Here is a 20,355-nt window from a genome sequence, read left to right as displayed (position 1 = left end):
TCCATCAAGGAGACTTCAAGGATGATCGTCCTAGTTCATTTCCTATGAAGATAAAGTTGAAATTGGCAATACCCCAAATCGGCGGTGTCGTGCCATAGCTCTTTCCGCAAAGCTTGGCCAGACAGCCGAAATGATGCTATCCTTTACGGCATGATCAGGCCTTGTACCGGATGTTTAGGCCCGTTCTTGAGTTCGGCTGCTTCGGGTTCGAAGCTTGGGAGAGCCGTCATGGAAGCGAATATCGTAAAGAGCGTCGCCTTCGTGGTGCCGATTGCCGGCCTCGCGTTTCTCATGGCCGTGGGCGAACCGGTCGAAGACCAGAGGTGCCCGGGAAGCCTCGCGTTTGAGAAGTCGCGCCAGCTCGTCGAACAACACCCCGATATCGTCGATGTCGACTGGGGCAATTTCCGCTGGATCGCCGATTGCCGGTTCTCCATGGGCGGTAATGCCGACATCAACACGGAAAATGGGCTGGACCGCAGGGATTTCGAACTCGTGGTCGCTTTCGATCCGCAACTGCGCCGCTGGCAGCAGGTCAGCTTTTCGATCTCCCAATAATGCAGAGCGCGCCGCGAACCAGCCGACCCCGCCAGCCATGTCGGGGGGCTAGCGGGGCGGGATCGATTTATCTGCCTCGGCAGACGCGTGTCGTCTTGGTGACCCACCGCCCGTGATGGCGGTATTCGACGCTCCGGACGCGGCAGTGCGGTCGGTAATGGTGCCTGGAATACTGCCGGTAGTAGGGGCGATGGTAGCGGTGGTACCCCGGCCGATAATGATGTCCGGCCGGCCGGTATCCTCGATCGCCGATCGTTATGCTGAAACCATCGGCGAGGGTCGGGGCCGCGGTCGTGGTAAGACATCCAAGCCCGATGATGCAGGCGGCAATGAACCTTTTCATTTTCTCCTCCTTCGGATTGGCCGCCGGATTGGCGGTTTCCGTGAAGGTAGGCCGCAGAAAATGAACCAAGGCTGACGGCTGCGTTCATGTTTCGTCAGAGTTGCCGGCCGCGGCGTCGCTCGTTGCGTTGAAAATTTCGTTCATATCGACAGCGCAACGCCCCGCGGGGTCGGCTTGTCTCAAGCAGCCCGATCCGATCGCGATCGGATGCGGGATTGCTCCCGACTGTCGATGCGGAACAGATTGACGATCTCGGCCAGTGCCTCCATTTCCCGGCTTGTCCTCTCGGTGGACGCTGAGAGATCCCCGACGAGCCGGTTGCTATGGGCATTGAGCTCATCGAGATCCCTCATTGCGCTCGACAATTGCCGCAGGTTGGCACTTTGATTGTTGCTCTCGCTGGTTATCTGGCTGGAAAGCGAAGAGACGAATGCGATGGACGAGACGATCTGGGAAAACTGCTCGCTCGCCTGGCGGACCAGTTCTGCGCCTGCCTTGACCTCCGCCTGGCTTTTCTGAATGAGCGCTTTTATTTCGTTGGAAGCATTGGCAGTCGACTGGGCGAGAGAGCGCACCTCGGTTGCGACGACCGCGAACCCTCTCCCGCTTTCGCCTGCACGCGCAGCTTCGACCCCGGCGTTGAGCGCCAGCAGGTTTGTCTGGAATGCGACATCCTCGATGACCCCGATGATTTCGGAAATCTTGCCGGAGGAGACGGTGATCTGCGCCATGGCGCTTTCCGCGCCGTTCATGACCTGGCTGCCGTTTTCAGCCATGTGGCTGGTATCCGAAATCACGCTGGTGGCCTCGCCCGCCCGCTTGGAGTTCTGGCCGACGGTTTCGGCAACGGCATTTGTTGTCACAGCCGTTGTCTGAAGCATCGACGACTGACGCGTAGACCGCCCGTTCAATTCGGTGGTCCCGCGCAGGATCTCGTCGCTGGATGCCGAGACGGACGCGCACGCATCGGCCAGTCGCGACACGACCGCCGAGAGGCGACTCGTTACCGCGTTCGCATTGTTCTGCAGCTCGGCAAATGCGCCTTTGTGGACGCCTTCGAACCGGATCGTCAGGTCTGCATTGGCAAGTGCATCCAGGACGCGGCTGGTTTCGTTGAGCCCGCCTTCGAAGCTCGATATCAGCGTATTGAGGCTCTGAGCCAGCTCGTGATGTTCGGGACGGTCGAATGGACCGTCGACGCGACCGGAGAAATCGCCCTCGGTGGCCTTGTGGACAACGCCGCGGACCTGGCTCTGCAGCAGCCCGGCTTCCGCCGAGACATTGGCGAGACTGGCGGTCTGGGATTGCGCTTCCTTCTCCAGCGTATCACGCATTCGGGCATTTTCACGGAACACCGCCAGGGCATCGATCATGGCGCGGATTTCCTTGGCGCCCCGACGCTTTGGCACGACGACCTCGATGTTGCCGCCCGCAAGCAGCTTCATCGACGCGGTGATCCGCACGATCGGACCGGCGATCCGCTGGGCGACGAACAGCAGAATGACGATGCCCACGACCGCGAGTGCGGCGGCGGTCGTCAGTTCGTTGCGGATCTCGGTCTCAAGCGTGTCGCCGGCTGACGCAACCCTGTCGGATGCTGCCTTGTCCACAACCGTGTTGATGTCGAGAATCTTTGCCAATATGGCCGTGCGCGAGCGGGTAAGCTGCTCGGCCGTCGGAATGGCGTTCGAGCGATCGAGTCCGAGCATGATGCGCACATTGCTGCGCCATGCCGCATGCAGTTCGGTGAGGTTTTTGACGTTGTCGGAAACGGCAGGCGACAGCGAATTGCGGCTGAACTCGGCAAGCGTCGTCTCCAAAGCGCCATTTGTCGTGTCAAACCGCTTCTTGACCTCTTCGACCGAAACGAACGTCGTCATCGCCAGGAGATTTGCAACCACGCCGGACACATTGTCGAACTGTGCTCCTGTCCTTGCAGCCAGCGTCTTGGCGGCGATCGCGTCTTGCACGACGCGTTCCACCTGCGCCTGGCCGTCGATCGCCTGCGATCCGACCAGAGCGGCAGCACCCAGGCCCGCGAGAATGGAGAGAATAAGGGGAAGAAGGATTTGGAATCGGACTGAAAGTGCCATGGCGTGCTACTCAGTTTGGCAAGGTCGGCAGGAGCAAATCCTGCTGCTCGGGAGTGAGGGTCTTCAGGAAAGCGATCAGGTCTTCCCGCTCGCGATCGGTCACGAAAAATGGGGATATGTGATCCGAGCGTGCCGGGCTTTCGGCACCGCCGCTTTCGTAGTGGGCAATCACGTCCTCCATGGTCGCCAGGCTGCCGTTATGCATATAGGGGCCTCGATAGAGAGTGTTGCGAAGGCTGGGCGTCTTGAAAGCATACAAGGCTTTGGGATTGTTCGGCTCCAGCTTGGCCCGCCCCATGTCGCTTGTGACCAATCCCGTATTGTGAAACTTGTGGTCGGTGAAATTCCAACCCGTGTGACAGACCGAGCAATTTGCTTTGCCGGTAAACAGTTCAAACCCCCGCTTGGCACTGTCCGAGACCGCGGCTTGGTCGCCGTCCACCCAGCGATCGAACGGCGACCACGCGGAGACAACGGTGCGTTCATAGGTCGCGATCGCCGCCAACAGCGTCTCCTGGGTCGCGCCCTTGTCCGGGAATATCTGCTTGAACCAGTTGTCGTAGTCGGAAATGGCCCGCAGGTCGGCGACAATCTGGTCAAGCTTGCCGTTCATCTCGGCGGGTGCGGTGATTGGTCCTGCGGCTTGCGCCTCGAGCGTCGGCGACCGGCCATCCCAGAAGAGGGAAGTGGTCCACGCAACGTTCAGAATGGTCGGTGCCTGTCGGGACAGATGTGTGTTGGCTGCACCCACCGGCGTCTTGACCGGCACTTCGAACCCGAAGGACGGATTGTGACAGCTGGCGCAGTTCATGTTTTTCGCACCCGACAGCCGCGGATCGAAAAACAGCATCTTTCCAAGCGTCGCCAGCTGCAACGAATAGGGTGTCACCTTGTCGAAGGGAATTGCGAGAGGCCGCTTGAAATCGGCAAGATTGCCAGCTGTCGCGCCTTGGAACGACACGGCTGCGAAGAGGGCGATGCAGAGAACCGAAAGGCGCATGGCGGAATTATCCAGAAGGTGAATTTAGCGCTCGAAGACCGGACGCGCTTGAGTCGCAGTCATCCGGTTGTCGTCTGAAAGGAAAGTAACCAGAAAGAGTAAAATTTTTGCATAACAAGTTTCTAACTCAACCTATTATTGAAAAATTGGCAAATGATAAGAAACCGCTCCAACCCGGCCTTGATGCTGGGCGGGTCGCGGAGAGCCTGATGTTCCTCGGTTCGACGGCATCGCGCGATGCGCGTCCTGACGTCTTTGTCCCACCTCCGGGTGGCGATGCGGCTGCAGGCATACAACCGTTGCCGGCCGCCCCGAAAACCTTTTTGGAAGACGGATCGAACAATTCCTGGAAATTTCGCGATGGTTCCGAGGGGTGAGGCCGCTGTTCGGCCCGAACACCATCCGAGGCAATCGAGGACATGAGCCCCGGCCACTAAATACTGAGCAGAAAAAGCTATTTAAGAAGCCAATGGCGGACAAGGTGGGATTCGAACCCACGGTACGCTTTCACGCACACACGCGTTCCAGGCGTGCGCCTTAAACCACTCGGCCACCTGTCCTTGGTTGCTTTGCGTCGTCTGAGAAGCAAAACGTTGGAACGGCCGCGATATATACCGATCAATTCCCCGGGATCAACCCGAATCTGAACGTTTTTTGACAGTGGGCGGGAAAACCTTCCTGGCCGCGTTGCCAAGCCTCGGCGCGCGGACTATTTCTTCTCCCATAAACGCCGTCGTGCTGCAGCGGCGCGACCGTGATCAACGACGCGGGCTTGTTCGGAATGGCAGTCATACGGTTCGTCTTCCATCTGCTCAGCGGGCTTGCGCTGGTTGCCGCGATCATTGCCGGCACGCTGGATTCGATCCAGTCCGTTTCATCTTCGTCGGTGGTGCTGACCAGCCTTGGCAACGCCTGGCTCAATCTCGATCCGGAAAGTCTGACGCTCGCGGAGTTCGTCGTGAGCACCTACCTCAGTCAGGATATCTGGCGGCCCTTCGTGACACCGGTGCTGGCGCAACCGGCATTCGCGGTGTTTCTGGCAATCGCACTGATCTTCTGGATGGCCGGATACAGCCGGCCGCATTTCGCAGGGCGGTTTTCCGCCTGAAAAGACTGGTCGTGCCGGCTCTCCCAAGGTCGCGCCTAAAGCCTCGTGTTTGTGCAGTTTTTCCACAGCATTGTCGAAGTTTTCAGCAGGTTCGTTGTTTTTTACCAGTTGAAAAAAATCTCGTGAATTTTTCCGAAACCCGTGCAAGAGTGACCGAAGCCAGACCCTTGAAGAAAAAGGGCCGGTGGCCGCAGACATGCCCGGATAACGGGATTGCGGGGGGACCTAACAGCTAAAAAACAGGGCTGCACGATGAAGAAAACCCTTTTGAGCCTCATTGCCATGGCTGCCATGTCGGCAACCGCGCTTGCCGCGGAGATCAAGCCGGCGCTGGTCTATGGCACGGGCGGCAAGTTCGACAAATCCTTCAACGAAGCCGCTTCCGTCGGCGCCGAAAGGTTCAAGAAGGAAACGGGGATCGAATTCCGGGATTTCGAACCGACCAGCGACACCCAGGGCGAGCAGGCTATCCGCAACTTCGCAAGCCGCGGCTTCAACCCGGTGGTCGCCGTATCGTTCGCCTGGACCTCGGCCATGGAAAAGGTCGCGGCCGAGTTTCCGGACACCAAGTTCGCGATTGTCGATTCCGTCGTCAACCTGAAGAACGTCCGCTCCATCCTCTATAAGGAGGAAGAAGGTTCCTACCTCGTCGGCCTTCTCGCCGGCATGGCGTCGAAGACCGGCAAGGTCGGTTTCGTCGGCGGCATGGATATCCCGCTGATCCGCAAGTTCGGCTGCGGTTATGTCCAGGGCGTCAAGGCGGCCAGGCCCGATGCGCAGGTCTTCCAGAACATGACCGGCACGACCGGTGCTGCCTGGAACGATCCGGTCCGTGGCGGCGAACTTACCAAGAACCAGATCGATCAGGGCGCCGACGTCGTTTACGCGGCTGCCGGCGCGACCGGCCTCGGCGTGCTGCAGACCGCTGCCGACAACAAGAAGCTGTCGATCGGCGTCGATTCCAACCAGAACCACCTGCATCCGGGTTCGGTTCTGACCTCGATGGTCAAGCGCGTCGATCTCGCCGTCTACAATGCCTTCAAGGACACCAAGGACGACAAGTTCACGGCCGGCATCCAGGCTCTCGGCGTCAAGGAAGACGGGGTTGCCTACGCGCTCGACGATAACAACAAGGCACTGATCACGCCTGAGATGAAGGCTGCCGTCGAAAAGGCCAAGGCCGACATCATCGCTGGCACCATCAAGGTGCACGACTATATGTCGGATAAGGCCTGCAACAAGTAAGGCAGGTTTCGAGGGGCGCAGGGCGACGACAATCGCCATGCGCCCTTTTTGCATATCAGGCGGAAGGGCGGACCATTGAGCCTCGATTCTCCGAAGGAGCCCGCGATCGAGCTTGTCGGCATCGACAAGAAGTTCGGTACGGTACACGCGAACAAGAACATCAATCTGACAGTCGCCAAGGGCTCGATCCACGGTATCATCGGTGAGAACGGTGCCGGCAAGTCGACCCTGATGTCGATCCTCTACGGCTTCTACCAGGCCGACCACGGCGAGATCCGGATTTCCGGCAAGCCGGTGACGATCCGTGACAGCCAGGCGGCGATCGCCGCGGGCATCGGCATGGTGCATCAGCACTTCATGCTGGTCGAAAATTTCACCGTGCTCGAAAACGTCATGCTCGGCGCCGAAGGCGGCCAGCTCCTCGCCAAGGGCGTTGCAAGCGCCCGCAAGGAACTGAAGCGGCTGGAGGACGACTACGGCCTCGAGGTCGATCCGGATGCGGTCATCGAGGAACTGCCGGTCGGCAGCCAGCAGCGGGTCGAAATCCTGAAGGCGCTCTATCGCGGCGCCGAAATCCTTATCCTCGACGAGCCGACCGGGGTGCTGACTCCGCCGGAGGCCGACCACCTGTTCAAGGTCCTGCGCGTGCTGCGCGACCAGGGCAAGACGATCATCCTCATCACTCACAAGCTGCGCGAGATCATGGCGATCACCGATACGGTGTCGGTCATGCGCCGCGGCGAAATGGTCGCGACCCGCAAGACCGCCGAAACGACTGTCGAAGAGCTCGCCGAGCTGATGGTCGGCCGCCGCGTCCTGTTGCGCGTCGAAAAGGGCGCAGCCAATCCCGGCGCGGTCCTGATGTCGGTCCGGAACCTGACGGTCAAGGACAGCCGCGGCGTCACCATGGTCGACAACGTCTCCTTCGACGTGCGCGCCGGCGAGATCGTCGGCATCGCCGGCGTCGCCGGCAACGGCCAGTCGGAGCTTCTCGAAGCGATTGCCGGCATCCGCAAGCCGTCGTCCGGCGAGATCCTCATCGGAGGCAAGCCTGCCGCGGGCATCGATCCGGCGGGCCTGCGCGATCTCGGGCTTGCGCATATCCCCGAAGACCGCCACCACATGGGCCTGGTCCTGAAATTCGAGGAATACGAAAACTCGATCCTCGGTTATCACCGCGATCCCAGATACGGCCGCGGCCCGTTGCTGGATCTCGACGCGATGAGGAAGGATGCCGAGGAGAAGATCGGCAAATACGACATCCGCCCGCCGAACCCGCGGCTGCGGACCGCCAATTTCTCGGGCGGCAACCAGCAGAAGATCGTCGTGGCGCGCGAGATCGAGCGCGATCCGAAAATGCTGATCATCGGCCAGCCGACCCGCGGCGTCGATATCGGCGCCATCGAATTCATCCACAAGCGGATCATCGAGATGCGCGATGCCGGCAAGGCGGTGCTGCTGGTCTCGGTGGAGCTCGATGAGATCCGCTCGCTTTCCGACCGCATCCTGGTGATGTTCGCAGGCAAGATCGTCGGCGAAAAGTCGAGCGAGGCGGGCGAACAGACGCTGGGCCTGATGATGGCCGGGATCGCCGCATGATGCCTGGAGCAATGACGCTTGAAGCAATGACCCATCTGGAGCATGGAATGACTGAGCTTGCTGTGGCGGCGGCGCGGCGGACGAGGGCAGGGGCATGAGCACCGCATCCGTTCCGCTTCCCGCCTGGATCAATTACGGCCTCATTCCGGTGCTCAATCTCATCCTGGCCTTCTTCTTTTCCGGCCTGGTCGTCTGGGCGATCGGCGAAAGCCCGTTCGAGGCGCTGCAGCTGCTGTTGATCGGCGCGCTCGGCCGTGGCGAGGGCATCGGCTTCACGCTGTTCTACACGACGAGCTTCATCTTCACCGGCCTCTCGGTGGCGGTCGCGATCCATGCCGGCCTGTTCAACATCGGTTCGGAAGGTCAGGCCTATCTCGGCGGCCTCGGCGCGGCGCTGGTGGCGCTCGCCATGGACCGCTATGTGCCCTGGTATGTCACCATGCCTTTCGCGGTGATCGGCGCTGCGCTGTTCGGTGCGGCCTGTGCCGCCATTCCCGCCTGGCTGCAGGCCAAGCGCGGCAGCCATATCGTCATCACCACCATCATGTTCAATTTCATCGTCTCGTCGCTGATGAACTACATGCTGGTGCGCCTGCTGATCGTGCCTGGCAAGATGGCGCCGGAAACCCGCACCTTCCTGCCCGGCGGCCAGCTTCCCAAGCTCGACTGGCTGATCGCCGCGTTCGGCGGCAAGATCGGTGCGGCGCCGCTCAACTTCTCCTTCCTGATCGCACTGATCATGTGCTTTCTGGTCTGGGTGCTGATCTGGCGCACGAAGCTCGGTTACGAAATGCGCACGCTCGGCATCAGCCCGACGGCTGCGAGTTACGCCGGCATCCGCTATTCCAAGATCGTCATGATCACCATGCTGATCTCCGGCGGCCTTGCGGGCATGATGGCGCTGAACCCGGTGATGGGCGCTTCCGCCCGCCTGCAGATCGAATTCGTCGGGGGCGCCGGCTTCGTCGGCATCGCCGTCTCGCTTATGGGGCGCAATCATCCGGCAGGCATCATCCTGGCGGCGCTGCTCTTCGGCATTCTCTATCAGGGCGGGGCCGAACTCTCCTTCGACATGCCGGGCATCACGCGCGACATGATCGTCGTCATCCAGGGCATGGTGATCCTGTTCGCCGGTGCATTGGAATACATGCTGCGCCCGTCCATCGTCCGGCTCTACCAGCAGCTCACCGGGAAGTAGGCTCATGGATTATTTCGATATTTTCATCAGCATTCTCGGCTCGGCGGTTCGCCTTTCGATCCCGCTTCTGTTCACGGCGCTTGCCGGCCTCTTTTCGGAACGCGCCGGCATTTTCGATATCGGCCTCGAAGGCAAGATGCTGGCATCCGCCTTCGCGGCAGCCTGCGTCGCCTACTGGACCGGCAATGCCTGGTTCGGCCTGCTCGGCGGAATCGGCGTCTCGATCGCGTTTTCGTTCGTGCACGGTTTTGCCTCGATCACCAATCGCGGCAATCAGATCGTCTCCGGCGTGGCGCTGAATTTCGTGGCCGCCGGTCTGACGATCGTGCTCGGCCAGGCCTGGTTCAGGCAGGGCGGGCGCACCGGCCAGGTACCGCCCGAGGGACGGTTCTCGTCTATCGTCCTGCCGGGCGCCGACATGATGCGCGACGTGCCGATCATCGGCCCGCTTTATGCCAACGTGATCTCCGGCAACAACATCCTCACCTATATCGCCTTCCTGATGGTGCCGATCTCCTGGTGGGTTCTCTATCGCACCCGCTTCGGGCTGCGCCTGCGCGCCGTCGGCGAAAATCCGGGTGCGGTGGATACCGCCGGCATTTCGGTTGCCTGGTTGCGTTATCGCTCGCTGATCGTCGCCGGATTCCTCTGCGGTTTCGCCGGCACTTATCTGTCGATCGCCCAATCGGCGGCCTTCATCAACAACATGTCGGCCGGCAAGGGCTATATCGCGCTTGCGGCGCTGATCTTCGCCAAGTGGAAGCCGGTGCCGGTCATGCTCGCCTGCCTGCTCTTCGGTTTCCTCGATGCGTTCGCCAATTTCATGCAGGGTAAATCGATGCCGCTGATCGGCGAAGTGCCGGTACAGATATTCCAGGCGCTGCCCTATATCCTCACCTGCGTATTGCTCGCCGGTTTCATCGGCACCGCGCGTCCGCCCAAGGCTGGCGGCGTGCCCTATACCAAGGAGCGCTGATCAGATGTCTCACGACCTTTTCGAAGCCGCCCGCGACGCGATGTCCAAGGCTCACGCCCCCTATTCGAAATTTCCAGTGGGTGTGGCGATCCGCGCCGATGACGGCAAGGTCTATCTTGGTGCCAATATCGAGAACATCTCCTTTCCTCAAGGGTGGTGCGCCGAGCCGACGGCGATCGGCGCAATGATCATGGGCGGGGGCAAGAAGATCGTCGAGCTGGCCGTGATCGCGGAAAAGCTGGCGCTCTGCTCGCCCTGCGGCGGCTGCCGGCAGAAGATCGCGGAATTCGCCTCCGCCAATACGCGCATCTATCTCTGCGACGAAACAGGTGTCCAGAAGACCGTCACCATGGCGGAACTCCTTCCCTATGCTTTCGAGACGGACGTGATCGGCTGAGGAGGCAGACATGAAGGACGTGATCGATCTGCTCGTCGAGCGCCTGGACGGCCTGATGCCGCGCCACGCGATCGTGCTCGGCTCCGGCCTCGGCTCGCTGGTGAATGACGTGACGGAGGCTGTCCGCATCCCCTATGGCGCGCTGGAGGGCTTTCCGGTGAGCGGTGTCACCGGCCATGCGGGCGAGATCGTCGCCGGTTATCTTGGAGCCCAGCCGGTCATCATGCTCTCCGGACGGGCTCACTATTACGAGCACGGCGATGCCAAGGTCATGCGCTTTCCGATCGAGGTGATGCAAGGCCTCGGCGTCCAGTCGCTGATCCTCACCAATTCCGCCGGATCGTTGCGCGAAGACATGCCGCCGGGCTCGGTGATGCAGATTTCCGACCACATCAACTATTCCGGCATGAACCCGCTGATCGGCGAGGAAGGCGACGGGCGTTTTGTCGGCATGACCACCGCCTATGATGCGGACCTTGCGCTCGACATGCGCAACGCGGCGATCCGTTGCGGCATTCCGCTGTTTTCCGGGGTCTACATGTGGTTCTCCGGCCCGAGCTTCGAGACGCCGGCGGAAATCCGCATGGCCCGAACCCTCGGTGCCGATGCGGTCGGCATGTCGACTGTGCCGGAAGTCATCCTGGCCCGGTATTTCGGGCTCAAGGTCGCGGCCGCTTCGGTCATCACCAATTTCGGCGCAGGCATGACCGGTGCGGAACTCAGCCATGCGGAAACCAAGGACATGGCGCCTATCGGCGGGCAGTGCCTGGCGGCCATCCTGAAAGAAATGTTGGCCTGATTACACGATATATTTCAATGGGATACGTCTCGTGGGACCATGTGTCGCCCGGGTGCGGCTTGCATCTAATCGTTTGAACGATAAATATGGGCGAGCCGCATGACCCGGAAATCCCACAGATTTTGACGGGACCTGCGTCGCCTTTGAATTTACCGCGTCCCCGGCGCGCCACAGGCGCACGGTGCGGTAACCAAGCCGGGGAGGCACTCGACATGGAACTCTTGAGCCCGCGCGAGGCGGCAGCCTTTGCGCTATCGCTTCTCGACCTGACGAACCTGCGCGAGGACTGCGACAACGCCGCGATCGAAAACCTGTGCCTGCGGGCGCAGACGCCTTATGGCAATACGGCGGCAATCTGCATCTGGCCGCGTTTCGTCGCCCATGCCCGCCAGATTTTGGGCCCCGAGCATCCGGTCCGCATTGCGACCGTCGTGAATTTCCCGTCCGGTGATTTGCCCGTTGCGACCGTGATCGAAGAGACGCGACAGGCGATCGAAGACGGCGCCGACGAGATCGACATGGTCATTCCCTATCGCAAGCTGCTTGCCGGTGACGAGGTGGCGGTGACCGAAATGGTCGAGGCGGTCCGCGCTGCCTGCCCGGACGCCACCCTGAAGGTGATCCTGGAGACGGGTGAACTCAAGGACAGCGCGCTGATCCGCCGCGGTTCCGAACTGGCGATCGCCGCCGGCGCCGATTTCATCAAGACATCGACCGGCAAGGTCGCCGTCAACGCGACGCTCGAAGCTGCCGATATCATGCTGCAGGCGATCCGGGATTCGAAAAAGCGGGTCGGCTTCAAGCCTGCCGGCGGTATCTCGACCGTTGCCGACGCCGATCTCTACTTCCGGCTTGCCGAAACGATCATGGCCCCCAACTGGATCATGCCCTCCACCTTCCGTTTCGGCGCATCGGGCCTGCTCGACGACATCCTCGGCGTTTTGAGCGGCAGCACGGCTGTCCGCGCGTCGGGCGGCTACTGACGCGATGATCCCGCAGGAAATCATCCGCCGCAAACGCGACGGAAAGGTTCTCGCCGGTGAAGAGATCGCGGCCTTCATTGCGGCCCTGACCAAAGAGGAAATCTCCGAGGGACAGGCGGCTGCCTTCGCCATGGCTGTCTTCTTTCGGGGCATGTCCCGTGATGAGACGGTCGCGCTCACTCTTGCCATGCGCGATTCCGGAACAGTACTGAATTGGGACAGCATTGGCCGGCCGGTGGCGGATAAACATTCGACAGGCGGCGTCGGCGACAACGTCTCGCTGATGCTCGCGCCGATCGTTGCGGCCTGCGGTCTTGCGGTTCCGATGATTTCAGGGCGCGGGCTTGGCCATACCGGCGGCACGCTCGACAAGCTGCAGTCGATTCCGGGTTACAACGTGATGCCGGACGAGACGCTGTTCCGGAAGGTCGTCGACGAAGTCGGCTGTGCCATTATCGGGCAGACGAGCGACCTTGCCCCCGCCGACCGCCGGCTCTACGGCATCCGCGACGTGACGGCGACCGTCGAATCCGTACCGCTGATCACCGCCTCTATCCTTTCCAAGAAGCTTGCGGCCGGGCTTGGCAGCCTCGTGCTGGACGTGAAGGTCGGCAACGGCGCCTTCATGGAGAGCTTCGGTGAGGCGGAGACACTCGCCCGCTCGCTGGTCGAGGTTGCGAATGGAGCGGGCGTGAAGACGGCAGCACTCATCACCGACATGAACCAGCCGCTCGCCGATGCGGCCGGCAATGCGCTCGAAATCATCAATTGTCTCGATTTCTTGGCCGGCCTGAAGGCAGGCACGCGACTCGAAGCCGTCGTCGTGGCGGAGGCCGCGGAAATGCTGGTTCAGGCAGGTGTGGCGCGTGACCTGTCGCAAGCCGAGGAAACCGCGCGAATGGCGCTGGCCTCAGGCGAAGCGATGGAGCGTTTCGCCCGCATGGTCCATGCGCTCGGCGGACCAGTGGATTTCTGCGAGCGGCCGGATGTCTATCTGCAGAGCGCGCCGGTGCGGCTGCGCGTGCCGGCGCCGCAGGATGGATACCTTGCCGCCTGCGAGACCCGCGCCATCGGCCTTGCCGTGGTCGAACTCGGCGGCGGCCGCAAGCGGGCCGCGGATCCGATCGATCATCGTGTCGGCATCAATGAGCTTCTGCCGCTCGGTAGCCCGGTGTCGGAAGGCGAGCCGATCGCCATGGTGCATGCCGGAACTGAAGAGGATGCCAGGCGGATTGCTGAGGATTTTGCCCGCTTCTATACCATCTCAGATGCCCCGCCCGCAGCCACGCCGGTCATCTTGAAGCGCATCGGCTGATCACTGGATCAGCTTCAGGTTCCCGCCTTCCACCTGGAAGGATTTCAGCTTTTTCAGGAAACTCATGCCGACCAGTGTGCCAGCCAGCGCCTTGTCGCGCAGGACGAACGCATCGACGTCCTTGACGCGCACCCCGCCGATCTCGATCCGGTCGAGAACCACATGCGCCGCCTCGGTGCCGCCATTGGCGGTGTTGACCGTGTAGCGGAAGTCCAGCCCGTTGGCGCTGTAGCCCAGCTTGCGCGCCGTGCTCTCGTTGATCGCTACCAGCGATGCCCCCGTATCGAAGAGGCCGTCGACGGGCTTGCCGTTCATCCGGAACGTGCCGTTGAAGTGCCCGCGGCCATCCGCTTCCAGCGTCACGCTGCCGGACGTCACAGAAACCGGCATGGCCTTTGCCGGGGCCTCGACCCCGACAGTCGCCGCCGACGGATGATCGGCGCGCTGGATCAGTGCGGGGATCTGTGTCGCCAGCAGCGCCGTAACGGCTGCAAAAATGACGGTGCGCAGAAGCATGAACAACCCTCTCGGCATGAACCGGACATCCACTTCCTGCATAGCGGAGAAATCATAAGAAAACGGCCCGCGAAATCTCCGCAGGCCGTTCATTTCAAAGCTTGGTAAGCGAACTCTAAATTACTTACTTCGTACCGTACATGCGGTCGCCGGCATCACCGAGACCGGGCACGATGTAACCCTTCTCGTTGAGATGGCTGTCGATCGAGGCCGTGTAGATCCTCACGTCCGGATGCGCCGCGCGGAAGTTTGCGATGCCCTCCGGGGCTGCCAGCAGGCACAGGAAGCGAATGTTGTGCGCGCCGCGTTCCTTGAGCTTGTCCACGGCGGCGATCGAGGAATTGCCGGTCGCCAGCATCGGATCGACGACGATGATCAGCCGCTCTGCGATATCTTCCGGCGCCTTGAAGTAATATTCCACCGGCTGCAGCGTCTCGTGGTCGCGGTAGACGCCGATATGCGAGACGCGGGCCGAAGGCACCAGTTCCAGCATGCCTTCGAGAAGCCCGTTGCCGGCACGCAGGATCGAAGCGAAGACCAGCTTCTTGCCCTCGACGACTGGCGCCTGCATTTCGACGAGCGGCGTCTCGATGGTTTCCATGGTCAGTTCGAGGTCGCGGGTTACCTCGTAGCAGAGCAGCATCGAGATTTCCCGGAGCAGCCGCCGGAAACCCGCCGTCGAGGTTTCCTTCTTGCGCATGATCGTCAGCTTGTGCTGCACCAGCGGATGATCGATGACAGTGACGCCGTCCATGAGCTTCCCCTTGTTGTTTGCCTGTCTCTTCTTTCAGGAAAAAGGCCGGTTCTGCAAGCCGTCAGGCGCGCCTGGCCGCCTCATCCCCAGCCTCTGGCCCGCTCTGCGCGTCGAACCGGGCGATCAGCTTCGCCCGTGTCGCTTCATCCACGAAGGCAGCCTCGATCGCCGTGCGCGTCATCGCGTCGATGGCTTCGTCCGACATTCCCATGATCCCCGAAGCGATGTCGTATTCACGGGCGAGCGAGGTATGGAAGAAGGGCGGGTCGTCGGAATTGATGCAGACGCGCACGCCGGCGGCCTTGAGGCGCTTCAGCGGATGGCTGTCGAAATCCGGAAACACTTTGAGGGCGATGTTCGAGCCCGGGCAGACCTCCAGCACGGTGCCGAGTTCGGCAAGCCGTTCCACCAGTGCCGGATCCTCGATCGCCCGCACGCCGTGACCGATCCTGGAAGGCTTCACCAGATCGAGCGCGTCGGAGACGCTGAAGGCGCCGCAGACCTCGCCGGCATGGATGGTCAGACCCAATCCGGCATCGCGGGCGATATCGAAGGCGCGGGCATAGTCGGCGACGCGGCCCATGCGTTCCTCGCCGGCCATGTTGAAGCCGGTCACCAGCGGGTTCTTTGCACGGGCTGCATATTCGGCGGCCGAGATCACCCGGTCCGGCCCGAAATGCCGTTCGCCCGTGACGATGATCCGCGCCTCGATGCCGGTTTTTTCGCGTGCTGCATGGATGCCGTCGCAGATGCCGGCAAGATAGGCATCTGCCCCAAGCCCGATCCGGTCTCCGTGATCGGGCGAGACGATGATCTCGCTGTAGATCGTATTGGCGGCGGCTAGCTCCAGAAGATAGGTTTCGGTCAGCAGCGCGTAGTCGTCTGCAGTCTTGAACAGGGAGGCGACCGCATCGTAGCAGACGATGAATTCGGAAAAGTCCGACCAGACATAGGCGCCGTCGTGCAGCACCTTGCCGGCATCGACGCCGTATTTCTTGGCTTGGGCTGCGGCGAGCGCCGGTGGCGTGGCGCCCTCGATATGGCAGTGAATCTCGGCCTTGAGGAGGTGTCTGGTCAAAGGAAACTCCATCCGTTGGGCCCAAGCGGGATCGAGAGATGCGCGGCAATGGTTTCGGCAATGTCCGAGTAGGTTGACCTGATCCCGATCGAGCGGGAGCGGATGCCTGGCCCGAACGCCATAACCGGCACCCGCTCGCGGGTGTGGTCGGTGCCGCGCCAGGTCGGATCGCAGCCGTGGTCGGCGGTGAGGATCACGAGATCGCCGGGCTTCAGCCGCCGGTGGACGTCCGGCAGGGCACGGTCGAAGGCTTCGAGCGCCGCGGCATAACCCGGTACGTCACGGCGATGGCCGTAAAGCATGTCGAAATCGACGAAATTCGTGAAGACCAGATCGCCGACGGTCGCCTCGTCCATCGCGGCAAGCGTCGCCTCCATCAGCGCCGCATTGCCGTCCGCTTTGATGACGCGCGAAACGCCCTGGTGTGCGAAGATGTCGCCGATCTTGCCGATGGCATGCACCGACCGGCCGCCCCGGATCAGCCGGTCGAGCAATGTCGGCTCCGGCGGGGGCACGGAGAAGTCACGGCGATTGCCGGTGCGCCGGAACGTGGTCGCCGTTTCGCCCAGGAACGGCCGCGCGATCACCCGGCCGATATTCAGCGGATCGAGCAGCACCCGCACGGTTTCGCAGAGCCTGAGCAGCCGGTCGAGGCCGAAATAGGTCTCGTGGGCGGCAATCTGGAATACGGAATCCGTCGACGTGTAGCAGATAGGCCTTCCGGTGCGGATATGCTCTTCCCCGAGCCGGGCGATGATTTCGGTGCCGGACGCGTGGCAATTGCCCAGAATGCCAGCAATGTCACCTTCGCGGCAGATGGCGTCCACCAGTTCGGGCGGGAAGGCTTCGCCTTCGGTCGGGAAATAACCCCAATCGAACATGACGGGAGTCCCGGCGATTTCCCAATGGCCGGACGGCGTATCCTTGCCGCGGGAGATTTCGTTGGCCGCGCCGTGCAGGCCGAAGATCCGCTCCGGCATCGGCATGCCGGCGGGATAGTCGCCGCTGGCGAGCTTGGCGATTTCCAGAAGCCCGAGCGACGACATGTTCGGCAGATGCAGCGGGCCTTCCCTGAGGCCCGCCCGGTCGCCGACGCCGGCAGCGCAGAACTCCGCGATATGCCCGAGCGTGTTGGAGCCGAGATCGCCATACTCATCCGCATCCGGGGCGCCGCCCACGCCGAATGAATCAAGAACGAACAGGAAGGCACGCGCCATCGGTCACCCGGAAGTTTGAATATCGTCAGCCGGCGGTTCTGCTGGCCGGCTCGAATCGGGATTCATATAGCCGCGTGCACGTATTGGCAAAGGGGATAACGTCCGACGCGCTTCAGCAATTGGTGCAGTTGACACTGTCTCCGAGGCGCTGACGGTAGAAATACTCGCGCGAAATGGTGAGGTCCCGCACCTCACTCGGCAAAAGACCCGACATGAACATCAACAGTTCATGATGGACGGAGACTTCCGCCCGGACAAGGAAGGAATTGGCTATGTGCATATCGGCCGGCACCTGGACCGCAGAACCGATCGCATACGGCCTGCCATCCGCCTGGTCCCATGACCAGGCGACGGTCGGATTGCCATTGGCATCGAGCGTCACCCCGGTGACTTTGATGCTGAGCGTGTTGGGCGTATAGGGCGCAAAAAGACTTGCGGTTACATCCTTCATCGTCATCAGAATCGTCTTGTCGACGCTCGTTTCCCGGGTAACCAGATCGGCGATGGTGCTGGCGCTATGCGTCACCCGCTTGGACACGCTGAGGCCGATGGTGATCTCGAACGATGTGATATAGAGGCTGAGGAGGAGCGGCGCGATCAGGGCGAACTCCACTGCTCCGACGCCGCGCCGGTCAGCCACCAGCCGCTTGAGGCGGGTCAACACGCCCGGAGATCGCTTCTGGAGCTGGATCGGCTGCTCTTCCATCACGGATAATCCTCGGCTCGGAAGGCGGATGTTTCGACGATCAGGAAATAGCTCGGACGCCCGCCGCCCGCAGGCCGAACATTGGTGATGTAAGGCCGGATCAGATCGGTGATGACGTCCCAACGGTAATAGGCGCGCAGCATGTTGATGCTTTTCGCGGGGCCTGGCGCATAGGCGAAGGAAGACGTGTCAAGCTCGCCGAAAGTACCGCCGGATGCCGAACGCGGAATTGTGGTTGGAATGAGTGCAAAACTGGCGAACGAGCGGACATCGAGGTGAAGTTTATCCGCCGTCGCGATTTCCTCTTCGCTGCACTTGATCATGATCGATATTTCATCGCAGAAGGCGCGGCGAAATTCCGTTTCATTCTTGTCTGTGCCGCGATTGAGCCCATAGGTAATGTTGCCGGTTCTGAGCTTGCGCGCCATCGTGTCGACGGCATTGGCGACTAGCTGTTCTCCGGTATAGGCGATGAAGGTTTCGACGATCGCGAAGACGATCAGGAAATAGGGAATGGCCAGCAACGCGAATTCGATTGCGGCCGCACCGTCCTTGGAGCGGACAATCCGGCGCCACGCGCCCTTGCCTCTCGCCGGCCGAGGCGCCTTGCTTCTGGTATCGTCATAATCCTGGCACATGGTTCCCGTCCGACAGCCCGGCTTGAGCGTGCCGATCCTATGGCTGGATTATTGAGATTCCGTTGCAGCGATTGGCCGCAGTTTAACCACCTGTCCCCGATCAGGGCGTAGCGGTGTTCTTGAACTCGGCGTGCTGCTCGCAATTGGGTGTGCAGGAAAGGATGGAACGTTCGGTTTGCCGGAAGACGCGCACCGTGTTTCCCTCGTCGATCGAAACGAGGATGCGTTCGTCGGCAATCGCATTGCCCTCGGCGTCCAGCAGCACGAGATTGGTCGTGCCGAAGCTGCGGCCGGTAAGGACGATCGTGGTCGAATCCGCAACGGTGGCATCGGCCACGTTCGAGTTGCCGACGATCACCTTGCTGACGGGCCTATCAAGTTTCAGCACGCGCGCGTGATTCATGAATACGCGCAGAAGGTCCCCCTGATCCTGCGCCGCCGATTGCCCCGCGCCCGCGAAGACGACACCGCATATGGCGAGGAGTCGGACCATGACGCTACGGAACAGCATTGGAGGGGCCTTCAGGTGAGATTGTTATCTGCGCAAGGATGGCTGCGATTGGTGAATGAAGGGTTAAGTGGCACAGAAGTCGGATTCCTGGTCTCGCCTTAACCATTGCCGATTGGCTTCGAATGCAACCCATGGAGGCGAATTTCAGGTTTTCTGCATGCAAATTAAGACACTGTAAAAAAAAGTACATTAGTAAATTATGAGCAGGAACGGGTGGTCGCTCGGATACAAGGCTTTTTCTTTCCCCTTCGTTTACCACGCAACCGGCAATCCTCCGTTAACCGGAAGGTAACGATGTTCCTTAAGCCGATGGCAATCGTCCCTCTGTAGGTTGCAGCCATCCGAACAACGGAAAACAGTTGTCGGGAAGTGCTGAACAACAAATGTGGAGTAGGAGAGTTCCATGACCAAGATTTTCGCTCGTTTTATGAAAGATGAGTCTGGTGCGACCGCCATCGAGTATGGCCTTATCGCAGCACTCATCTCAGTTGCCCTGATCGCTGGTGCTACCACTCTCGGTAACACGCTGGATAACACCTTCAGCGCCATTTCCGGCAAGATGACTGCTTCTTGCACCGCCAGCGGCATGACCTGCTGATTGCAGTCGTGATAAGTTTGCTGGAGCCGGCTCGATCATCATCGGGGCGGCTTCGCCTTATTTTATATTTCAGCAAGGATTGCGGATCGTAAGAACCTTGCCCGTGTAAAACCTGACAGAGGCGGTGGTTCACCAATGATCGTGATCACTCTGGCCATTCTTACAATCCTGCCGCTTTGCCTGGCGTTTGCCGCCATTTCGGATCTCGTCAGCATGACGATCCCGAATCGGGTATCAGGGGTAATTCTGGCCTCCTTCGTGGTTCTCGCGCCGCTCTCAGGTCTCGCATGGCCGGAGATCGGCATGAACCTCGTCGCAGGCCTTGCCGTGTTCGGCGTCTGTTTTGCGCTATTCGCCTTGAACGTCATGGGCGGCGGCGACGCAAAGCTACTGACCGCGGCCGCGATCTGGTTTGGCTTCAATCACTCGCTTCTCGTATTCCTGGTCACGGTCGGTTATGTCGGTGGCGCTGTGACCCTCGTTTTCCTCCTCCTGCGCTCGCAGGCGGGCTCGGTCATGGCCATGGGTATTCCCCTCCCGCCATCCCTCATCAATGCCAAGAAGATCCCCTATGGGATCGCCATCGCGATCGCGGGCTTCCTGACCTTCGAGCAGGCACCGATCCATCTCCTGGCCATGAAGGCGTTTCAATAAAGGTTTCAGCGATTGAAAGATCGCGTTAACCAGAATTGTAAGCGTCTCATTAACTATAATTACACCATT

23 protein-coding genes and 1 tRNA gene are annotated in these 20,355 nt (G+C 61.0%); 13 read left to right on the top strand and 11 right to left on the bottom strand.

The window, feature by feature from the left end; genetic code table 11:
- Window positions 1-228: 228 nt before the first annotated feature.
- Window positions 229-558: a hypothetical protein gene (locus GQ59_RS08275; protein WP_037079835.1), complete on the top strand. Its 330-nt coding sequence runs from the start codon at window positions 229-231 to the stop codon at window positions 556-558.
- A 67-nt stretch (window positions 559-625) separates the two neighbouring features.
- Here GQ59_RS08275 and GQ59_RS31800 read toward each other — a convergent pair whose 3' ends face one another.
- The 3 genes from GQ59_RS31800 to GQ59_RS08260 form a co-directional block, all read right to left on the bottom strand.
- Window positions 626-901: a hypothetical protein gene (locus tag GQ59_RS31800; protein ID WP_152564273.1), complete on the bottom strand. Its 276-nt coding sequence runs from the start codon at window positions 899-901 to the stop codon at window positions 626-628.
- Between the two features lie 179 nt (window positions 902-1,080).
- Window positions 1,081-2,994 carry a methyl-accepting chemotaxis protein gene (locus tag GQ59_RS08265; protein WP_037079829.1) on the bottom strand — a complete coding sequence of 638 codons (1,914 nt, stop codon included), beginning with the start codon at window positions 2,992-2,994 and terminating at the stop codon, window positions 1,081-1,083.
- Window positions 2,995-3,004: 10 nt separating this feature from the next.
- Window positions 3,005-3,994: a cytochrome-c peroxidase gene (locus GQ59_RS08260; RefSeq protein ID WP_037079827.1), complete on the bottom strand. Its 990-nt coding sequence runs from the start codon at window positions 3,992-3,994 to the stop codon at window positions 3,005-3,007.
- Between the two features lie 107 nt (window positions 3,995-4,101).
- On the opposite strand from GQ59_RS08260, the gene GQ59_RS31795 reads away from it, so the two are divergent.
- Window positions 4,102-4,371 carry a hypothetical protein gene (locus GQ59_RS31795; protein WP_152564272.1) on the top strand — a complete coding sequence of 90 codons (270 nt, stop codon included), beginning with the start codon at window positions 4,102-4,104 and terminating at the stop codon, window positions 4,369-4,371.
- A gap of 93 nt (window positions 4,372-4,464) precedes the next feature.
- Here GQ59_RS31795 and GQ59_RS08255 read toward each other — a convergent pair.
- A tRNA-Ser gene (locus tag GQ59_RS08255) sits at window positions 4,465-4,554 on the bottom strand.
- Between the two features lie 221 nt (window positions 4,555-4,775).
- On the opposite strand from GQ59_RS08255, the gene GQ59_RS08250 reads away from it, so the two are divergent.
- From GQ59_RS08250 to deoA, 9 genes are all read left to right on the top strand, one after another.
- The gene (locus tag GQ59_RS08250) at window positions 4,776-5,102 is read left to right on the top strand and encodes a hypothetical protein (protein WP_051903880.1); all 327 of its coding nucleotides are present in this window, start codon (window positions 4,776-4,778) and stop codon (window positions 5,100-5,102) included.
- A gap of 252 nt (window positions 5,103-5,354) precedes the next feature.
- Window positions 5,355-6,347, top strand: coding sequence for a BMP family lipoprotein (locus GQ59_RS08245; RefSeq protein ID WP_037079824.1), 993 nt, complete (start codon window positions 5,355-5,357; stop codon window positions 6,345-6,347).
- Window positions 6,348-6,422: 75 nt separating this feature from the next.
- The gene (locus tag GQ59_RS08240) at window positions 6,423-7,946 is read left to right on the top strand and encodes an ABC transporter ATP-binding protein (RefSeq protein WP_037079822.1); all 1,524 of its coding nucleotides are present in this window, start codon (window positions 6,423-6,425) and stop codon (window positions 7,944-7,946) included.
- A 94-nt stretch (window positions 7,947-8,040) separates the two neighbouring features.
- Complete coding sequence (locus GQ59_RS08235) at window positions 8,041-9,144, top strand: ABC transporter permease (protein WP_037079819.1); 1,104 nt, start codon at window positions 8,041-8,043, stop codon at window positions 9,142-9,144.
- 4 nt (window positions 9,145-9,148) lie between these two features.
- Window positions 9,149-10,120 carry an ABC transporter permease gene (locus GQ59_RS08230; RefSeq protein ID WP_037079817.1) on the top strand — a complete coding sequence of 324 codons (972 nt, stop codon included), beginning with the start codon at window positions 9,149-9,151 and terminating at the stop codon, window positions 10,118-10,120.
- A gap of 4 nt (window positions 10,121-10,124) precedes the next feature.
- Window positions 10,125-10,517, top strand: coding sequence for a cytidine deaminase (locus tag GQ59_RS08225; RefSeq protein WP_037079815.1), 393 nt, complete (start codon window positions 10,125-10,127; stop codon window positions 10,515-10,517).
- 10 nt (window positions 10,518-10,527) lie between these two features.
- A complete protein-coding gene (locus tag GQ59_RS08220; protein WP_037079812.1) occupies window positions 10,528-11,316 on the top strand; it encodes a purine-nucleoside phosphorylase in 789 nt (262 codons plus the stop codon).
- Window positions 11,317-11,528: 212 nt separating this feature from the next.
- Window positions 11,529-12,299, top strand: a complete 771-nt coding sequence (deoC, locus tag GQ59_RS08215) for a deoxyribose-phosphate aldolase (RefSeq protein ID WP_037079810.1) — start codon at window positions 11,529-11,531, stop codon at window positions 12,297-12,299.
- Window positions 12,300-12,303: 4 nt separating this feature from the next.
- Window positions 12,304-13,614 carry a thymidine phosphorylase gene (gene deoA / locus GQ59_RS08210; RefSeq protein ID WP_037079808.1) on the top strand — a complete coding sequence of 437 codons (1,311 nt, stop codon included), beginning with the start codon at window positions 12,304-12,306 and terminating at the stop codon, window positions 13,612-13,614.
- Here the strand turns inward: deoA and GQ59_RS08205 are convergent, their stop codons facing one another.
- The 7 genes from GQ59_RS08205 to GQ59_RS08175 all read right to left on the bottom strand — a co-directional run bounded on the left by GQ59_RS08205 (window position 13,615) and on the right by GQ59_RS08175 (window position 19,016).
- Window positions 13,615-14,130, bottom strand: a complete 516-nt coding sequence (locus GQ59_RS08205) for a TIGR02281 family clan AA aspartic protease (protein ID WP_084683107.1) — start codon at window positions 14,128-14,130, stop codon at window positions 13,615-13,617.
- Window positions 14,131-14,254: 124 nt separating this feature from the next.
- Entirely contained in the window at window positions 14,255-14,884 is a 630-nt protein-coding gene (upp, locus tag GQ59_RS08200) for a uracil phosphoribosyltransferase (RefSeq protein WP_037079805.1), read from the bottom strand.
- A gap of 61 nt (window positions 14,885-14,945) precedes the next feature.
- Complete coding sequence (locus GQ59_RS08195) at window positions 14,946-15,962, bottom strand: adenosine deaminase (protein WP_037079802.1); 1,017 nt, start codon at window positions 15,960-15,962, stop codon at window positions 14,946-14,948.
- On the bottom strand, window positions 15,959-17,179 hold the full coding sequence (locus GQ59_RS08190; RefSeq protein WP_037079800.1) for a phosphopentomutase: 1,221 nt from the start codon (window positions 17,177-17,179) through the stop codon (window positions 15,959-15,961). The genes GQ59_RS08195 and GQ59_RS08190 overlap by 4 nt, the downstream gene beginning before the upstream one ends.
- 112 nt (window positions 17,180-17,291) lie before the next feature.
- The gene (locus GQ59_RS08185) at window positions 17,292-17,885 is read right to left on the bottom strand and encodes a TadE/TadG family type IV pilus assembly protein (protein ID WP_037079797.1); all 594 of its coding nucleotides are present in this window, start codon (window positions 17,883-17,885) and stop codon (window positions 17,292-17,294) included.
- On the bottom strand, window positions 17,885-18,523 hold the full coding sequence (locus GQ59_RS08180; RefSeq protein ID WP_037079794.1) for a TadE/TadG family type IV pilus assembly protein: 639 nt from the start codon (window positions 18,521-18,523) through the stop codon (window positions 17,885-17,887). Before GQ59_RS08180 ends, GQ59_RS08185 begins: the two co-directional genes overlap by 1 nt.
- A 100-nt stretch (window positions 18,524-18,623) precedes the next feature.
- A complete protein-coding gene (locus GQ59_RS08175; RefSeq protein ID WP_037080290.1) occupies window positions 18,624-19,016 on the bottom strand; it encodes a pilus assembly protein N-terminal domain-containing protein in 393 nt (130 codons plus the stop codon).
- Between the two features lie 421 nt (window positions 19,017-19,437).
- On the opposite strand from GQ59_RS08175, the gene GQ59_RS08170 reads away from it, so the two are divergent.
- Window positions 19,438-19,632, top strand: coding sequence for a Flp family type IVb pilin (locus GQ59_RS08170; protein ID WP_037079791.1), 195 nt, complete (start codon window positions 19,438-19,440; stop codon window positions 19,630-19,632).
- Between the two features lie 141 nt (window positions 19,633-19,773).
- Window positions 19,774-20,286: an A24 family peptidase gene (locus GQ59_RS08165; RefSeq protein ID WP_037080287.1), complete on the top strand. Its 513-nt coding sequence runs from the start codon at window positions 19,774-19,776 to the stop codon at window positions 20,284-20,286.
- Window positions 20,287-20,355 lie beyond the last annotated feature (69 nt).

This window comes from Neorhizobium vignae, assembly GCF_000732195.1.
Lineage (GTDB): Bacteria > Pseudomonadota > Alphaproteobacteria > Rhizobiales > Rhizobiaceae > Neorhizobium > Neorhizobium vignae.
Note: the sequence above shows the minus strand (reverse complement) of the source record. Positions and strands in the feature narration are given on the sequence as shown.

Bases quoted from the DNA above. Each gene is read 5' to 3' on its own strand.
- GQ59_RS08275 (WP_037079835.1), top strand. From the start codon at position 229: ATGGAAGCGAATATCGTAAAGAGCGTCGCCTTCGTGGTGCCGATTGCC.
- GQ59_RS31800 (WP_152564273.1), bottom strand. From the start codon at position 901: ATGAAAAGGTTCATTGCCGCCTGCATCATCGGGCTTGGATGTCTTACC.
- GQ59_RS08265 (WP_037079829.1), bottom strand. From the start codon at position 2,994: ATGGCACTTTCAGTCCGATTCCAAATCCTTCTTCCCCTTATTCTCTCC.
- GQ59_RS08260 (WP_037079827.1), bottom strand. From the start codon at position 3,994: ATGCGCCTTTCGGTTCTCTGCATCGCCCTCTTCGCAGCCGTGTCGTTC.
- GQ59_RS08250 (WP_051903880.1), top strand. From the start codon at position 4,776: ATGGCAGTCATACGGTTCGTCTTCCATCTGCTCAGCGGGCTTGCGCTG.
- GQ59_RS08245 (WP_037079824.1), top strand. From the start codon at position 5,355: ATGAAGAAAACCCTTTTGAGCCTCATTGCCATGGCTGCCATGTCGGCA.
- GQ59_RS08235 (WP_037079819.1), top strand. From the start codon at position 8,041: ATGAGCACCGCATCCGTTCCGCTTCCCGCCTGGATCAATTACGGCCTC.
- GQ59_RS08230 (WP_037079817.1), top strand. From the start codon at position 9,149: ATGGATTATTTCGATATTTTCATCAGCATTCTCGGCTCGGCGGTTCGC.
- GQ59_RS08225 (WP_037079815.1), top strand. From the start codon at position 10,125: ATGTCTCACGACCTTTTCGAAGCCGCCCGCGACGCGATGTCCAAGGCT.
- GQ59_RS08220 (WP_037079812.1), top strand. From the start codon at position 10,528: ATGAAGGACGTGATCGATCTGCTCGTCGAGCGCCTGGACGGCCTGATG.
- deoC (WP_037079810.1), top strand. From the start codon at position 11,529: ATGGAACTCTTGAGCCCGCGCGAGGCGGCAGCCTTTGCGCTATCGCTT.
- deoA (WP_037079808.1), top strand. From the start codon at position 12,304: ATGATCCCGCAGGAAATCATCCGCCGCAAACGCGACGGAAAGGTTCTC.
- GQ59_RS08205 (WP_084683107.1), bottom strand. From the start codon at position 14,130: ATGCTTCTGCGCACCGTCATTTTTGCAGCCGTTACGGCGCTGCTGGCG.
- upp (WP_037079805.1), bottom strand. From the start codon at position 14,884: ATGGACGGCGTCACTGTCATCGATCATCCGCTGGTGCAGCACAAGCTG.
- GQ59_RS08190 (WP_037079800.1), bottom strand. From the start codon at position 17,179: ATGGCGCGTGCCTTCCTGTTCGTTCTTGATTCATTCGGCGTGGGCGGC.
- GQ59_RS08185 (WP_037079797.1), bottom strand. From the start codon at position 17,885: ATGGAAGAGCAGCCGATCCAGCTCCAGAAGCGATCTCCGGGCGTGTTG.
- GQ59_RS08180 (WP_037079794.1), bottom strand. From the start codon at position 18,523: ATGTGCCAGGATTATGACGATACCAGAAGCAAGGCGCCTCGGCCGGCG.
- GQ59_RS08175 (WP_037080290.1), bottom strand. From the start codon at position 19,016: ATGGTCCGACTCCTCGCCATATGCGGTGTCGTCTTCGCGGGCGCGGGG.
- GQ59_RS08170 (WP_037079791.1), top strand. From the start codon at position 19,438: ATGACCAAGATTTTCGCTCGTTTTATGAAAGATGAGTCTGGTGCGACC.